We start from the raw sequence: 15,265 nt of genomic DNA, 5'->3' as shown, positions 1-15,265 counted from the left end.
ATAACCAAAAATTTCGAGAACAGAAGAACAGCATGCGCACACTGACGATTGAACCGTTGACCAAAGAAGCCTTCGCCCCTTTCGGTGATGTGATCGAAACCGACGGCAGCGATCACTTCATGATCAACAACGGTTCGACCCAGCGCTTCCATCGACTGGCCACGGTAGAAACCGCGACGCCCGACGACAAGGCGATCATCAGCATCTTCCGCGCCGATGCGCTGGAGATGCCGCTGACCGTGTGCATGCTCGAACGCCATCCGCTGGGCAGCCAGGCTTTCATCCCGCTGCTCGGCAACCCCTTTCTGATCGTGGTCGCGCCACTTGGCGATGCACCGGTATCGGGTCTGGTCCGCGCCTTCATCACCAATGGCAGGCAGGGCATCAATTACCATCGCGGCGTCTGGCACCATCCGGTGCTGACGATCGAAAAGCGGGATGACTTCCTGGTGGTTGATCGCAGTGGCAGCGGTAACAACTGCGATGAGCATTTTTTCCAAGAGGATGAGCGGTTGATCCTCGCCCCCCACCAGCGGACGGAGTGAAAACCCTTGTGCCAGACAAGGCCGCACTGAAACCGACTCGGGATACCCGGTGACCCTATTCACCCCGGACATCACGGCGGTTTTCGTTCAGTCCTGCCATCGCTGGCTACGTTTTCACACCGTCTTTCAATAAGAAGAAGCCTGATCGTTCTGCAAAAGAGCGACAGGAGAGAGGTAAAGACTGTGGAAGCACATCTGTTGGAATGGCTGAACCTGAGCGTGCGCTGGGTTCACATGATCACCGGCGTCGCCTGGATCGGCGCGTCGTTCTATTTCGTCTGGCTGGAAAACAACCTCAACCGGGTCAACCCTCGAAGCGGCCTGGCCGGCGACCTCTGGGCCATCCACGGCGGTGGTATCTACCACCTGGAAAAATACAAGCTGGCCCCACCGAGCATGCCGGAGAACCTGCACTGGTTCAAATGGGAAGCCTACTTCACCTGGATGTCAGGTGTCGCCCTGCTGTGCGTGGTGTTCTACTCCAATCCCCTGCTCTACCTGGTCGCTCCCGGCAGCGGCCTGAGCGGTGCCGAAGGCATCGCCATCGGCATCGGCGCCCTGGTCGTCGGCTGGTTCGTCTATGACTTTCTCTGCGACTCACCACTGGGCAAGCGCCCGGTCCTGCTCGGCCTGCTCCTGTTCATACTGCTGATCGCGGCGGCGTATGGATTGAGCAAGGTATTCAGCGGCCGTGGCGCCTACCTGCACGTCGGGGCGATCATCGGCACCATCATGGTCGGCAATGTGTTCCGCATCATCATGCCGGCCCAACGCGCCCTGGTGGCAGCCATCGCCGAGAATCGCACGCCGGACCCGTCCCTGCCGGCCAAGGGCCTGCTGCGCTCGCGACACAACAACTACTTCACCCTGCCTGTGCTGTTCATCATGATCAGCAACCACTTCCCCAGCACCTACGGCAGCCCGTACAACTGGCTGATCCTGGCCGGGATCGCGGTACTGGCGGTGCTGGTACGGCATTATTTCAACACCCGCCACAACAGCCAGAAGTTCGCCTGGACCTTGCCGGTCGCAGCGCTGGGCATGATCTGCCTGGCTTATGTCACTGGCCCGGCACCGATGCCTGCCACGCCCGAAACGGCCAAGGCGGCAACGAAGATCGAGTACCAGCCGCTGCCGGAAACCGCCCTCGGCGGCGGCCTCAAGCCAGCTCCGGCCACTGAGGCCAGTGCACCGGCGCCCCAACCGACGGCAGCGGCTGCAGCGGCCAATGAGGTCGCCTTCGACAAGGTTCACAGCGTTATTCAGGAACGTTGTGCGGTCTGCCACTCGGCCAAACCCACCAGCCCGCTGTTCAGCAGCGCCCCGGCCGGGATCATGTTCGACACCCCGCAGCAGATCCAGCAACTGGCCCCGCGCATCCAGGCCCAGGCCGTCACGACCCAGATCATGCCACTGGGCAACATCACCCAGATGACCCAACAGGAACGTGACCTGATCGGTGCCTGGATCAACCAGGGGGCACGTACCCCCTAAGGGACACCAAGGCCCAGCAGGAGCAGGCGATGCGGCGATCCGACTGGCCCGCGAAAGGGCCCTCAAGGGCGTCAAAGGCTTCGCGAGCAAGCTCGCTCCCACAGGTGGTCAGCGGGCGAACGCGAGATCAGCGACCCGCAGTGAAACGCTTGCGTTACCCGGCAACCCGAAGCGCTGTCCGCAACCACACAGCGCCAAGGCCACAAGAATAAAAAACCTCCGAGGTGTTGCATGTCCGAGCTATCCGAACCGCGCATACCTGAAGCCCCCGCTATTGCGCGCCTGCCCCTGTTGCAACTGCTGCTGGTGGGCCTGCAACACGTCCTGCTGATGTACGGCGGAGCCGTTGCCGTGCCGCTGATCATCGGACAGGCCGCTGGCCTGGGTCGTGAAGAGATCGCCTTTCTGATCAACGCCGACCTGCTGGTTGCCGGCATCGCCACCCTGGTGCAGTCCTTGGGCATCGGTCCGTTGGGCATCCGCATGCCGGTGATGATGGGCGCCAGCTTCGCCGCCGTCGGCAGCATGGTAGCCATGGCTGGCATGCCCGGCATCGGCCTGCCCGGAATCTTCGGTGCGACCATCGCCGCCGGTTTCTTCGGCATGCTGATTGCGCCGTTCATGTCCAAGGTGGTGCGCTTTTTTCCGCCGCTGGTTACCGGCACGGTGATCACCGCCATCGGCCTCTCGCTGTTTCCCGTGGCGGTCAACTGGGCCGGCGGTGGCAGCAGCGTCGCGCAGTTCGGCTCACCGATCTACCTGATGGTCGCGGGCCTGGTGCTGCTCAGCATCCTGCTGATCAACCGCTTCATGCGCGGTTTCTGGGTCAATATCTCGGTACTGATCGGCATGGCCCTGGGCTACCTGCTGTCCGGCGCCATCGGCATGGTCGACCTCAGCGGCCTGGCTCAGGCGCCCTGGGTCAAAGTGGTCACGCCCATGCACTTCGGCATGCCGCAATTCCACCTCGCACCGATCCTCTCGATGTGCCTGGTGGTGGTGATCATCTTCGTCGAATCCACCGGCATGTTCCTCGCCCTGGGGAAAATCACCGGCCAGGAAGTCACCCCACGGATGCTCCGCCGCGGCTTGCTGTGCGATGCCGGCGCTTCGTTCCTCGCCGGTTTCTTCAATACGTTCACCCACTCCTCGTTCGCCCAGAACATCGGTCTGGTGCAGATGACCGGCGTACGTTGCCGTTCGGTGACCCTGGTTGCCGGCGGCTTGTTGATCGTGCTCAGCCTGCTGCCCAAGGCGGCCTTCCTGGTGGCCTCGATTCCACCCACGGTCCTCGGTGGCGCGGCCATCGCAATGTTCGGCATGGTGGCTGCCACCGGCATCAAGATCCTTCAGGAAGCCGACATCTCTGACCGCCGCAACCAGTTGCTGGTGGCCGTGAGCATCGGCATGGGTCTGATCCCCGTGGTCCGCCCAGAGTTCTTCGCCCACCTGCCACAGTGGATGGGGCCGATCACCCACAGCGGGATCGCCATGGCGACTCTCTGCGCAGTAGCCCTGAACCTGCTGTTCAACGTATTCGGCGGTGCCGAACGGGCCGCCCTCAGCGGTCACGTGCCCCCGCACTGAAGACCGGCAATGCCCCACTGCAATGCCTGACGGGTTGCCAGCGACGTACTGTCGCTGGCACTTGAGGCCGGGTGCACGCCTCTGTATCCTGCGCGCCCTCTCGTTTACAGCCGAAAAAAGGCGCCATCTCAGAGCGCCGGACGACCTCAACGTCGAACCTTCTTAACTTTGGGAGCAACCAAATGAAACGTACTTGCACGAGCCTGATGCTCGCGGGGACACTGCTGGCCAGCGGAACGTCTGCGGCCGACGACCTGCTGCAGTGGCAGAACAACAGCCTGACCTACCTGTGGGGCAAGAATTTCGCGGTCAACCCGCAGATTCAGCAGACCGTGACCTTTGAGCACGCCGACGCCTGGAAGTACGGCGACAACTTCTTCTTCCTCGACCGAATCTTCTACAACGGCAAGGCAGACGGCAACGTCGGCCCCAACACCTATTACGGTGAGTTCAGCCCCCGCCTGTCGTTCGGCAAGATCCTCGACCAGAAGCTCGAATTCGGCCCGATCAAGGACGTCCTGCTGGCCATGACCTATGAGTTCGGCGAAGGCGACAACGAGTCCTACCTGATCGGCCCGGGTTTTGACCTGGCGATCCCCGGTTTCGATTATTTCCAGCTGAACTTCTACCAGCGGCAGACCGAAGGCAACCGCCCTGGCGACAACGTCTGGCAGATCACTCCGGTCTGGTCCTATACCATCCCGGTGGGCGACTCCAATGTGCTGATCGACGGGTTCATGGACTGGGTAGTCGACAACGACCAGACCGCACGCGGCACCTACCACGCCAACCTGCATTTCAACCCGCAGATCAAGTACGACCTGGGCAAGGCTCTGCATTGGAGCGCCAAGCAGTTGTACGTCGGTGTCGAGTACGACTACTGGAAAAACAAGTACGGCATCGAAGACTCCGGTGCCTTCAAGACCAACCAGGACACCGCGAGCCTGCTGGTCAAGTATCACTTCTGATGACGAACGGGAGCCCGATGGGCTCCCCATTCGCAGCGCCGCCCAAAGCCTCATCGCCCAAGCGCAAAAAACTCATCCCGGCACAAACACTCCCGACCGCTCTAACTCAAGGGTTCAAGCCGGATCACCGATATTCTCCGGATCTTCCTGCATTTTTCATGTGGCAGCACATTGACAAAGCTTTTTTCAACTGTCGATAATCCGCCCAATGTTGTACGACAACGTATAACGAAAATAACAATAAAAACCGCAGGAGCTTCACCCTCATGATGATTCGTCCCTCTCGATCATTGTTGCTGTCCGGCACCACCAGTCTCGCCCTGATCCTACCGTCCCTGGCCTGCGCCGAAGGTTTCGTCGACGATGCCAGCGCCAACCTGAATCTGCGCAACGCCTACTTCAACCGCAACTTCACCAACCCTGCCTTTACTCAGGGCAAAGCCGAGGAATGGACACAAAGCTTCATCCTCGACGCCAAGTCCGGATTCACCCAGGGCACCGTCGGTTTTGGTGCCGATGTGCTCGGCACCTTTTCCCAGAAGCTCGATGGCGGCAAGGGCACCGGCGGCACGCAACTGTTGCCACTGGACCATGACGGGCGTCCGGCCGACAACTTCGGCCGCCTGGGCGTGGCCCTCAAGGCGAAAATCTCCAAGACCGAGCTGAAGGTCGGCGAATGGATGCCGGTACTGCCGATCCTCCGTTCCGACGACGGGCGCTCGCTGCCGCAGACCTTCCAGGGTGGCCAGATCACCTCGAAGGAAATCGATGGCCTGACGCTGTACGGCGGCCAGTTCCAGAAGAACAGCCCGCGCAACGATTCGAGCATGAGCGACATGTTCATGAACGGCCGGCCCGGCATCACTTCCGACCGTTTCAACTTTGCCGGCGGCGAATACACCTTCAACGACAAGCGCACGATGGTCGGCCTGTGGAATGCCCAGCTCAAGGACATCTACCGCCAGCAGTACGTCAACCTCGTCCATAGCCAACCGCTGGGCGACTGGACCCTCGGTGCCAACCTCGGCTACTTCTACGGCAAGGAAGACGGCAGTGCGCTGGCCGGCGACCTGGAGAACAAGACCTGGTCGGGCCTGTTCTCGGCCAAGTACGGCGGCAACACCTTCTATGTCGGCCTGCAGAAGCTCACCGGCCAGAGTGCCTGGATGCGGGTCAACGGCACCAGCGGCGGCACCCTGGCCAACGACAGCTACAACAACAGCTACGACAACGCCCAGGAAAAATCCTGGCAACTGCGCCACGACTACAACTTCGCCGCGCTGGGGATTCCGGGGCTGACCCTGATGAACCGCTACATCAGCGGTGACAACGTGCACATCGGCGCAATCACCGACGGCAAGGAATGGGGCCGCGAGTCGGAACTGGCCTACACCATCCAGAGCGGCACCTTGCGCAATCTGAACATCCGCTGGCGCAACTCGAGCATCCGCAAGAACTTCAGCACCAACGAATTCGACGAAAACCGTCTGTTCATCAGCTATCCGATTTCGTTGTTGTAACGCGGCTTGGGGGGAGCCCGTTTACGGGCTCCCCCACTGCACCATCCCGACACATCTTGCAAAATCTATACAGCGTAATCACCGCGAATCACCCACCCAGCTGCATTGACAAAGCCGTTTCACGCTGACGATAATCCAGACAGTTGTCGTACGACAACGGACGACAAATACAACAACAAACCTCCGATCAGAGCCAAGCCATGACCTCAGCAACGCCGACCCCGCAACTCTTCAACCGTCTTCTGCTCACTGGCGCGGCCGGTGGTCTGGGCAAGGTATTGCGCGAAAGCCTGCGACCCTATGCACGGGTCCTGCGCCTGTCCGATATCACCGAGATGGCGCCGGCAGTCGACGATCGCGAGGAAATCCAGCTTTGCGACCTCTCCGACAAACAGGCGGTACACCAACTGGTCGAAGGCGTGGACGCCATCCTGCATTTCGGTGGTGTCTCGGTGGAGCGTTCGTTCGAAGAGATCCTCGGCGCCAACATCTGCGGCGTGTTCCATGTCTACGAGGCCGCTCGCCGCCACGGCGTCAAACGCGTGATCTTCGCCAGCTCCAACCATGTGATCGGCTTCTACAAGCAGAGCGAAACCATCGACGCCCGCGTGCCGCACCGCCCGGACAGCTACTACGGCCTGTCCAAGTCCTACGGCGAAGACATGGCCAGTTTCTACTTCGATCGTTATGGCATCGAAACCGTCAGCATCCGTATCGGCTCGTCGTTCGCCCAGCCCCAGAACCGTCGCATGCTCAGCAGTTGGTTGAGCTTCGACGACCTGACCCAACTGATCGAGCGCGCCCTGTATACACCGAACGTTGGACACACCGTGGTCTACGGCGTCTCCGGCAACCGCTATATCTGGTGGGACAACCATCTCGCCGCGCACCTCGGCTACCAGCCCAAGGACAGCTCCGAGCCGTTCCGCGCCGAGGTCGAAGCCCAACCGGCACCACCAGCGGACGACCCGACGCTGGTCTATCAGGGCGGTGCCTTTGCCGTAGCCGGCCCCTTCGGCGACTGAGTACGCCCCCACCCTTCGGGCAATGGAACCGCCATGAACGCTGAATTGATTCTCGACGCGCGCAACGCCACCGGCGAAAGTCCGGTGTGGAGCGTGCATGAGCAGGCACTCTACTGGGTCGACATCCCGGCCCGCCGCCTGCACCGCTGGAGTGCCGATAGCCGTCAGAGCCGCAGCTGGGAAGCGCCAGAAATGCTCGCCTGCATCGCCCGAAACCGGGATGGCAGCTGGATCGCCGGCCTGGAGAGCGGACTGTTCCGCCTGCAGACCGGCGACGATGATATGTTGCACAGCCAGTTGCTGAGCACGGTGCCCCACGCCGTCCCCGGCATGCGCTTCAACGATGGCCGTTGCGACCGCCAGGGCCGTTTCTGGGCCGGCACCATGCTGATGGACATGGGCCCTGGCCGCGCGGTAGGTGCCCTGTATCGCTACGAGGCCGGGCAGACCACCCCGCTCAAGGCGCAGCTGGACGAGTTGGTCGTGCCCAACGGCCTGGCCTTCAGCCCGGACGGCAAGACGATGTACCTCTCCGATTCGCACCCCAGCGTGCAAGCGATCTGGGCCTTCGACTACGACCCTGACAGCGGTACACCGCACAACCGCAGGCTGTTCGTCGACATGCGGCAACACCCCGGGCGCCCCGACGGCGCCGCCATGGATGTCGATGGCGGCTACTGGATCTGCGGCAACGACGACGGCCTGATCCATCGCTTCACCCCCGACGGTCGCCTCGACCGCTCCCTCGCGGTGCCAGTGAAAAAACCTGCGATGTGCGCCTTCGGCGGCAGCGACCTGAGCACCTTGTTCGTCACTTCGATCCGCCCCACCGGCGACCTGCACGACCAGCCTCTGGCTGGCGGCGTATTCGCCCTGCGGCCCGGCGCCCAAGGCCTGGAGGAACCTTTTTTCAACGCCTGACTCCCGGCGCCCGCAGGCGCCTGCAGCGAACTTCTGAACGAAGCAGCCAGACAATAACAACAAGACGGAGATTCACCCCATGGACTTCAAACGCAAGCTTCTTGTCGCCGCACTCCCCCTCGCTCTCGGCTTCGGCCATCTGGCCCAGGCGCTGGAAATCAAGTTCGCCGATGTTCACCCGGCCGGCTACCCGACCGTGGTCGCCGAAGAAAACATGGGCAAGGCCCTGGTCCAGCAGAGCAACGGTCAACTGACCTTCAAGATGTTCTCCGGCGGCGTGCTCGGCTCGGAAAAGGAAGTGGTCGAACAGACCCAGATCGGCGCAATCCAGATGGCCCGGGTCAGCCTCGGCATCGTCGGTCCGGTGGTGCCGGACGTGAACGTGTTCAACATGCCGTTCGTGTTCCGCGACCAGGCGCACATGCGCAAGATCATCGACGGCGAGATCGGCCAGGAGATTCTCGACAAGATCACCCAGTCCGAATTCAACCTGGTCGCCCTGGCCTGGATGGACGGCGGCACGCGCAACCTCTATACCAAGAAACCGGTGCGCAGCCTGGCCGACCTCAAGGGCATGAAAATCCGCGTACAGGGCAACCCGCTGTTCATCGAAACCATCAATGCCATGGGCGGCAATGGCATCGCCATGGACACCGGCGAGATCTTCAGCGCGCTGCAGACCGGGGTGATCGACGGCGCGGAAAACAACCCGCCGACCCTGCTCGAACACAACCACTATCAGAACGCCAAGTACTACGCCCTGACCGGTCACCTGATCCTGCCGGAACCGCTGGTGATGTCCAAGACCACCTGGGAAAAACTCACGCCAGAACAGCAGGCGCTGGTGCGCACGGTCGCGCGCCAGGCCCAGCTGGAACAGCGCGCCCTGTGGGATGCCAAATCGGCCAGCAGCGAAGAGAAGCTCAAGGCCGCCGGCGTCGAGTTCGTCGACATCGACAAGAAGCCCTTCTATGAGGCCACCGCCCCGATCCGCCAGAAATACGGTGCTCCCTACGCCGAGCTGATGACCCGTATCGAAGCGGTCGAGTAACGCCCCCACCCACATGGAAGGTCCGACCGGCGTGCGCCCCCAGCGCGGGCCGGCGGGTAACGGTGAAATCCGATGAAGAATATCGTCCTGCTGATCAATGATCGGCTCTACATGACCTGTGTCTGGGTCGCGGGCCTGGCGATCCTCGCCATCAGCCTGATCATCCCCTGGGGCATTTTCGCCCGCTACATCCTCGGCACCGGCTCCAGCTGGCCGGAGCCGACCGCCATCCTGCTGATGATGGTTTTCACCTTCATCGGCGCGGCCGCCAGTTACCGTGCCGGGGCGCACATGGCGGTAGCCATGCTGACCGACCGCATGAGCCCGGCCCTGCGCTCGGCCGCCGCACTGCTCGCCCAGGTATTGATGGCGACCATCTGTCTGTTCATGACCATTTGGGGCGCAAAGCTCTGTGCCTCGACCTGGAACCAGTTCATGAGCGCGCTGCCGACCTTGCGGGTGGGCATCACCTACATGCCGATTCCCGTGGGCGGTTTCCTGACCCTGGTGTTCGTCCTGGAAAAACTCCTGCTGGGTGACCAGAGCCAGCGCCGCGTGGTGCGTTTCGACCTGGTCGAAGAAAACGAGGAAGCCGCGTGATGGATGCCTTTATTCTGTTGGGCAGTTTTATCGCCCTGATCCTGATCGGCATGCCGGTGGCCTATGCCCTCGGACTTTCCGCGCTGATCGGCGCCTGGTGGATCGACATCCCGTTCCAGGCCCTGATGATCCAGGTCGCCGGTGGGGTGAACAAGTTTTCGCTGATGGCGATTCCGTTCTTCGTCCTCGCCGGCGCGATCATGGCCGAAGGCGGCATGTCGCGGCGTCTGGTGGCGTTCGCCGGGGTGCTAGTGGGCTTCGTCCGCGGCGGCCTGTCGCTGGTGAACATCATGGCCTCGACCTTCTTCGGCGCGATTTCCGGCTCGTCGGTGGCCGACACCGCCTCGGTCGGCTCGGTGCTGATTCCGGAAATGGAGCGGCGTGGCTACCCCCGCGACTTCTCCACGGCGGTCACGGTCAGTGGCTCGGTCCAGGCCCTGTTGACGCCCCCCAGCCACAACTCGGTGCTCTACTCGCTGGCGGCCGGCGGCACGGTGTCCATTGCCTCGCTGTTCATGGCCGGGGTGGTCCCGGGCCTGCTGATGAGCGCCTGCCTGATGGTGCTGTGTCTGATCTTCGCGAAAAAGCGCAATTACCCCAAAGGCGAAGTCATTCCCCTGCGCCAGGCCCTGAAGATCTGTGCCGATGCGCTGTGGGGCCTGATGGCCATGGTGATCATCCTCGGCGGGATTCTCTCGGGGATCTTCACCGCCACCGAGTCGGCGGCGATCGCCGTGCTCTGGTCGTTCTTCGTGACCATGTTCATCTACCGCGACTACAAATGGCGCGAACTGCCCAAGCTGATGCATCGCACCGTGCGGACCATCTCCATCGTGATGATCCTGATCGGCTTCGCCGCCAGCTTCGGCTACATCATGACCCTGATGCAGATTCCGGCGAAGATCACCACGCTGTTCCTGACCCTGTCGGACAACCGCTACGTGATCCTGATGTGCATCAACGCCATGCTGCTGTTGCTCGGCACGGTGATGGACATGGCACCGCTGATCCTGATCCTCACGCCGATCCTGATGCCGGTGATTCTCGGTATCGGCGTCGATCCGGTGCACTTCGGCATGATCATGCTGGTCAACCTGGGGATCGGCCTGATCACGCCGCCGGTGGGCGCGGTACTGTTCGTCGGTTCGGCAGTGGGCAAGGTCAGTATCGAGAAGACCGTGAGCGCGCTGTTGCCGTTCTACGGCGTGCTGTTTCTGGTACTGATGGCGGTGACGTATATCCCCGCGCTGTCGCTCTGGCTGCCGCACCTGGTGCTGTAGCCCCGCTGTTTCCAAGAGCCGCCGAGGTTGGCGGCTCTGCATTTTCGGTGAAGGAAAACCGTCTGCCATGTCCACTTCCCCTGCCTTGCCGCGCCCACTCGCGGTGCTGATTCTCGCCACCCTCGCCTGTGCCTTCGCTGGCAATCACATCGCCGCAAGGATTGCCTTCGACCACGACACCGGCCTGTTGCTGGCGATCCTCTGTCGCTCCGGCATCACCTTGCTGGTCCTCGTCGGCGTGGTGTTCTGGCAACGCGAAAGCCTCAGGCTGAATGCCGGCACCTGGCGCTGGCAGTTGCTGATGGGGGTGCTGATCGCGACCCAGAGTTTCTGTATCTATTCAGCCGTGGCGCGGATTCCGGTGGCCCTGGCCTTGCTGGTGGGCAACACCGCGCCGATTCTGCTGGTGCTGCTCAACTGGGCGTTGGGCGGCCGTGCGCCGAGCCGACAGGCCATGCTGTTGATGGGCATGATTCTGCTCGGTCTGCTGTTCGCCCTGGATGTGCCACACCGCCTGGGCGGCGAGAACACCGATCAAACCCACTGGCTGGAAGGCGTACTGTTCGGCTTCGCCGGCGCCACAGTGTTTGCCTGCGCCCTGTGGATAACCGAGCACAAGCTGGCCCAGGTCCGGGGCAGCGTGCGCAGCCTGCTGACCTTGCTGGTGGTGTTCAGCACCACCGCCCTGCTCGGCCTGAGCGGGCTATTGCCCGGTGGCGTCAGCCTGCCCAATGCGCCATCCGGCTGGCTGGCCCTGGGTTGCCTGGTACTCCTCTACGGCATGGCGTTTTCATTGCTGTTCATTTGCGTGAGCCGCCTGGACATCGTGCGCAATGCGCCAGTGATGAACGTCGAACCGATTGCCAGCCTGCTGTTCGGCTGGCTCATTCTCGACCAGTTGCTGAGCCATATGCAGATCATTGGCGGCCTGCTCGTGGTCAGCGGGATCGTCCTGCTGGCCGTGCGCAAACCGCGCTGAGCCCATCGATCACGACAACCTTGAGGGAAGCTCTCGCTGCCCACCAAGGATTGAAGAAAACCGTTGTGGCGCGCGCCGCAGAGCCTGCGACAGGGCAATCTTGGCCTGTCGCAGACCCGGTGCTACCATGCCGAACCGCCCGGACAGGCAAGGAAAAACCTGGTTTATGAGCACCATCCGCGAACGCAATAAAGAACTGATTCTGCGCGCAGCCAGTGAAGAGTTCGCCGACAAGGGCTTCGCTGCCACCAAGACCAGCGACATCGCTGCCCGGGCCGGACTGCCCAAGCCCAACGTCTACTACTACTTCAAGTCCAAGGACAACCTCTATCGCGAGGTGCTGGAAAGCATCATCGAACCGATCCTGCAGGCGTCGACGCCCTTCAATCCCGACGGCGTGCCCGCGCAGGTGTTGGCCGGCTACATCCGCTCGAAGATTCGCATCTCCCGCGATCTGCCGGCGGCATCCAAGGTGTTCGCCAGCGAGATCATGCACGGTGCCCCGCACCTGAGCCCTGATCTGGTCGAGCAACTCAACGCCCAGGCGCGGCACAATATCGCGTGCATCCAGAGCTGGATCGACCGTGGCCAGATTGCCCCGGTCGACCCCCACCACCTGATGTTCACCATCTGGGCCGCGACCCAGACCTATGCCGACTTCGACTGGCAGATCTCAGCGATCACCGGCAAGGCCAAGCTCGATGAAACCGACTACGAAGCCGCGACACAGACCATCGTGCGCCTGGTGCTCAAGGGCTGCGAGCCCGACCGGTAAATCGAGGCGCTCCTGTTCGCGGGCAAGCCCCCCAATCAGGCTGACACCCCGGCATCCGCCATCAGCCCCAGCGCCTCGATCGCACGGATCGCACACTGCTCGTCGATATCCGAGGTATCACCACTGATACCCATCGCCCCCAGCACCTGTCCGGCCTGATCGCGAATCAGCACTCCACCCGGTGCCGGCACCACGCTGCCCTGCCGCAGACTATTCAAGGCCGCGATGAACGCCGGTCGCTGCTGTGCATCCAGCGCGAGCAGGCGTGAACCCTTGCCGAGGGCAATCGCCCCCCAGGCCTTGCCGATGGCAATCTGCGGACGCAGCAGGCTGGCGCCGTCCTCACGCTGCAAGGTCACCAGATGACCACCACCATCAAGCACCGCAATGGCCAGCGGCGCCGCCGAAATCGTCCGTCCCGCAGCAATCGCCTGGCCGGCCAGGCTGACCGCGACTTGCAAGGTTAAAGCGCCCATGGGGGCCGTCCTCATTATTGTTTTGAAGCGTTTTTGCGCCCCTCGCGAGAGAATTTTCGCACAAATAATAGAACACAATAATTAATATTTTTGTATACATTAAAAACATAAAACGACCGATAAACTGGAAAAACCCCGATTTTACTCGGCCCACCCGAAACCCGGATCGATTCAAGAAAATGGATTGACCTCCGCCATTCGCCATGAATACACTCAGACAAGCTAAACTTGTATACAATTACAAAAATTAATAGGCGCAAAAAAATGAGCAAAATGAGAGCAATTGAAGCAGCAGTGCTGGTGATGCGTCGCGAAGGCGTCGATACCGCGTTCGGCATACCCGGGGCCGCAATCAACCCGCTTTATTCGGCACTGCAAAAGGTCGGCGGCATCGATCATGTCCTCGCTCGTCACGTTGAAGGTGCCTCGCACATGGCCGAGGGTTATACCCGGACCCGGGCCGGCAACATCGGCGTCTGTATCGGCACCTCGGGACCGGCCGGGACTGACATGGTCACCGGTCTGTACAGTGCCAGCGCCGACTCGATTCCGACCCTCTGCATCACCGGCCAGGCGCCGCGCGCTCGACTGCACAAGGAAGACTTCCAGGCCGTGGACATCACCAGCATCGTCAAGCCGGTGACCAAATGGGCGACCACCGTGCTGGAGCCGGGCCAGGTGCCCTACGCCTTTCAGAAAGCCTTTCATGAAATGCGCTCGGGCCGCCCTGGCCCGGTGCTGATCGATCTGCCGTTCGACGTGCAGATGGCCGAGATCGAGTTCGATATCGACGCCTACCAGCCACTACCGCTGGTCAAGCCCAGCGCTACCCGGATTCAGGTGGAAAAGGCCCTGGCCCTGCTCGACCAGGCCGAACGACCGCTGCTGGTGGCCGGCGGCGGGATCATCAATGCCGACGCCAGTGAACTGCTGGTGGAGTTCGCCGAACTGACTGGCATCCCGGTGATCCCGACCCTGATGGGCTGGGGTAGCCTGCCCGACGATCACCCGTTGATGGTCGGCATGGTCGGCCTGCAGACCTCGCACCGCTATGGCAATGCCACCTTGCTCAAATCCGACCTGGTACTGGGCATCGGCAACCGCTGGGCCAACCGCCACACCGGTTCGGTCGAGGTCTACACCGAGGGCCGCAAGTTCATTCATGTCGATATCGAACCGACCCAGATCGGCCGGGTATTCACCCCGGACCTGGGCATCGTCTCCGACGCGGCCTCGGCACTGACGGTGTTCATCGACGTGGCTCGCGAATGGCAGGCCGCCGGCAAACTGAAGAATCGCAGCGCCTGGCTCCAGGATTGCCAGCAGCGCAAGGCCAGCCTGCAGCGCAAGACCCACTTCGACAACGTGCCGGTCAAGCCGCAGCGCGTCTACGAAGAGATGAACCAGGTGTTCGGCAAGGACACCTGCTACGTCAGCACCATCGGTCTGTCACAGATCGCCGGTGCACAGTTCCTGCACGTCTACAAACCGCGCCACTGGATCAACTGCGGCCAGGCCGGCCCCCTGGGCTGGACCATTCCGGCCGCGCTCGGGGTGGTCAAGGCCGACCCGCAGCGCAAGGTGGTGGCGCTGTCGGGCGACTATGACTTCCAGTTCATGATCGAGGAGCTGGCAGTGGGGGCGCAGTTCAAGCTGCCATACATCCACGTGGTGGTGAACAACGCCTACCTGGGGCTGATCCGCCAGGCCCAGCGCGGCTTCGACATGGACTATTGCGTGCAGTTGTCCTTCGACAACCTCAACGCGCCGCAGCTCAACGGCTACGGCGTGGACCATGTGGCCGTCGCCGAAGGCCTGGGCTGCAAGGCCCTGCGCGTATTCGAGCCGGACCAGATCCAGCCGGCGCTGCGCCAGGCTCAGGAACTGATGGAAATGTTCAAGGTACCGGTCGTCGTCGAAATCATCCTCGAACGCGTGACCAACATTTCCATGGGCACCGAGATCAACGCCATCAACGAGTTCGAGGACCTGGCCCTGGTCGGCAACGACGCCCCCACCGCCATCTCGCTGCTCGACTGACACC

At 62.0% G+C, this 15,265-nt stretch carries 14 protein-coding genes; 13 read left to right on the top strand and 1 reads right to left on the bottom strand.

What is annotated here, in order from left to right; translation table 11 throughout:
* The first annotated feature begins 32 nt into the window (after positions 1-32).
* From BLU37_RS16220 to BLU37_RS16165, 12 genes are all read left to right on the top strand, one after another.
* Positions 33-545 carry an ureidoglycolate lyase gene (locus tag BLU37_RS16220; RefSeq protein ID WP_010449826.1) on the top strand — a complete coding sequence of 171 codons (513 nt, stop codon included), beginning with the start codon at positions 33-35 and terminating at the stop codon, positions 543-545.
* 183 nt (positions 546-728) lie between these two features.
* On the top strand, positions 729-2,039 hold the full coding sequence (locus BLU37_RS16215) for a urate hydroxylase PuuD (protein ID WP_090206529.1): 1,311 nt from the start codon (positions 729-731) through the stop codon (positions 2,037-2,039).
* Between the two features lie 231 nt (positions 2,040-2,270).
* Complete coding sequence (locus BLU37_RS16210) at positions 2,271-3,626, top strand: nucleobase:cation symporter-2 family protein (protein ID WP_090206525.1); 1,356 nt, start codon at positions 2,271-2,273, stop codon at positions 3,624-3,626.
* Positions 3,627-3,808: 182 nt separating this feature from the next.
* The gene (locus tag BLU37_RS16205; protein WP_026007752.1) at positions 3,809-4,594 is read left to right on the top strand and encodes an outer membrane protein OmpK; all 786 of its coding nucleotides are present in this window, start codon (positions 3,809-3,811) and stop codon (positions 4,592-4,594) included.
* Between the two features lie 266 nt (positions 4,595-4,860).
* On the top strand, positions 4,861-6,114 hold the full coding sequence (locus BLU37_RS16200; RefSeq protein ID WP_026007753.1) for an OprD family porin: 1,254 nt from the start codon (positions 4,861-4,863) through the stop codon (positions 6,112-6,114).
* Positions 6,115-6,314: 200 nt separating this feature from the next.
* Positions 6,315-7,139, top strand: coding sequence for an NAD-dependent epimerase/dehydratase family protein (locus BLU37_RS16195; RefSeq protein WP_090206522.1), 825 nt, complete (start codon positions 6,315-6,317; stop codon positions 7,137-7,139).
* A 33-nt stretch (positions 7,140-7,172) separates the two neighbouring features.
* Positions 7,173-8,060 (top strand): glucurono-1,5-lactonase, encoded by an 888-nt coding sequence (locus tag BLU37_RS16190; protein WP_090206518.1) that lies wholly within the window; start codon positions 7,173-7,175, stop codon positions 8,058-8,060.
* A gap of 79 nt (positions 8,061-8,139) precedes the next feature.
* The gene (locus BLU37_RS16185) at positions 8,140-9,111 is read left to right on the top strand and encodes a TRAP transporter substrate-binding protein (RefSeq protein ID WP_010449835.1); all 972 of its coding nucleotides are present in this window, start codon (positions 8,140-8,142) and stop codon (positions 9,109-9,111) included.
* 72 nt (positions 9,112-9,183) lie between these two features.
* Positions 9,184-9,711: a TRAP transporter small permease gene (locus BLU37_RS16180; RefSeq protein WP_010449837.1), complete on the top strand. Its 528-nt coding sequence runs from the start codon at positions 9,184-9,186 to the stop codon at positions 9,709-9,711.
* Positions 9,711-10,991 carry a TRAP transporter large permease gene (locus BLU37_RS16175; protein WP_010449839.1) on the top strand — a complete coding sequence of 427 codons (1,281 nt, stop codon included), beginning with the start codon at positions 9,711-9,713 and terminating at the stop codon, positions 10,989-10,991. Before BLU37_RS16180 ends, BLU37_RS16175 begins: the two co-directional genes overlap by 1 nt.
* 67 nt (positions 10,992-11,058) lie before the next feature.
* On the top strand, positions 11,059-11,970 hold the full coding sequence (locus tag BLU37_RS16170) for an EamA family transporter (protein WP_090206515.1): 912 nt from the start codon (positions 11,059-11,061) through the stop codon (positions 11,968-11,970).
* A 166-nt stretch (positions 11,971-12,136) separates the two neighbouring features.
* Positions 12,137-12,745, top strand: a complete 609-nt coding sequence (locus BLU37_RS16165; protein WP_010449844.1) for a TetR/AcrR family transcriptional regulator — start codon at positions 12,137-12,139, stop codon at positions 12,743-12,745.
* Positions 12,746-12,780: 35 nt separating this feature from the next.
* On the opposite strand, the gene BLU37_RS16160 is transcribed toward BLU37_RS16165, so the two are convergent.
* Positions 12,781-13,221 carry a GlcG/HbpS family heme-binding protein gene (locus tag BLU37_RS16160; RefSeq protein ID WP_090206513.1) on the bottom strand — a complete coding sequence of 147 codons (441 nt, stop codon included), beginning with the start codon at positions 13,219-13,221 and terminating at the stop codon, positions 12,781-12,783.
* 264 nt (positions 13,222-13,485) lie between these two features.
* Here BLU37_RS16160 and gcl point away from each other — a divergent pair, with 264 nt between their 5' ends.
* Positions 13,486-15,261 (top strand): glyoxylate carboligase, encoded by a 1,776-nt coding sequence (gene gcl / locus BLU37_RS16155; RefSeq protein WP_090206510.1) that lies wholly within the window; start codon positions 13,486-13,488, stop codon positions 15,259-15,261.
* Positions 15,262-15,265 lie beyond the last annotated feature (4 nt).

Source organism: Pseudomonas asplenii (genome assembly GCF_900105475.1).
Taxonomy (GTDB): domain Bacteria; phylum Pseudomonadota; class Gammaproteobacteria; order Pseudomonadales; family Pseudomonadaceae; genus Aquipseudomonas; species Aquipseudomonas asplenii.
This window is presented reverse-complemented; position numbering and strand designations above follow the sequence as displayed.

Bases quoted from the DNA above. Each gene is read 5' to 3' on its own strand.
- BLU37_RS16220 (WP_010449826.1), top strand. From the start codon at position 33: ATGCGCACACTGACGATTGAACCGTTGACCAAAGAAGCCTTCGCCCCT.
- BLU37_RS16210 (WP_090206525.1), top strand. From the start codon at position 2,271: ATGTCCGAGCTATCCGAACCGCGCATACCTGAAGCCCCCGCTATTGCG.
- BLU37_RS16205 (WP_026007752.1), top strand. From the start codon at position 3,809: ATGAAACGTACTTGCACGAGCCTGATGCTCGCGGGGACACTGCTGGCC.
- BLU37_RS16200 (WP_026007753.1), top strand. From the start codon at position 4,861: ATGATGATTCGTCCCTCTCGATCATTGTTGCTGTCCGGCACCACCAGT.
- BLU37_RS16195 (WP_090206522.1), top strand. From the start codon at position 6,315: ATGACCTCAGCAACGCCGACCCCGCAACTCTTCAACCGTCTTCTGCTC.
- BLU37_RS16190 (WP_090206518.1), top strand. From the start codon at position 7,173: ATGAACGCTGAATTGATTCTCGACGCGCGCAACGCCACCGGCGAAAGT.
- BLU37_RS16185 (WP_010449835.1), top strand. From the start codon at position 8,140: ATGGACTTCAAACGCAAGCTTCTTGTCGCCGCACTCCCCCTCGCTCTC.
- BLU37_RS16180 (WP_010449837.1), top strand. From the start codon at position 9,184: ATGAAGAATATCGTCCTGCTGATCAATGATCGGCTCTACATGACCTGT.
- BLU37_RS16175 (WP_010449839.1), top strand. From the start codon at position 9,711: ATGGATGCCTTTATTCTGTTGGGCAGTTTTATCGCCCTGATCCTGATC.
- BLU37_RS16170 (WP_090206515.1), top strand. From the start codon at position 11,059: ATGTCCACTTCCCCTGCCTTGCCGCGCCCACTCGCGGTGCTGATTCTC.
- BLU37_RS16165 (WP_010449844.1), top strand. From the start codon at position 12,137: ATGAGCACCATCCGCGAACGCAATAAAGAACTGATTCTGCGCGCAGCC.
- BLU37_RS16160 (WP_090206513.1), bottom strand. From the start codon at position 13,221: ATGGGCGCTTTAACCTTGCAAGTCGCGGTCAGCCTGGCCGGCCAGGCG.
- gcl (WP_090206510.1), top strand. From the start codon at position 13,486: ATGAGCAAAATGAGAGCAATTGAAGCAGCAGTGCTGGTGATGCGTCGC.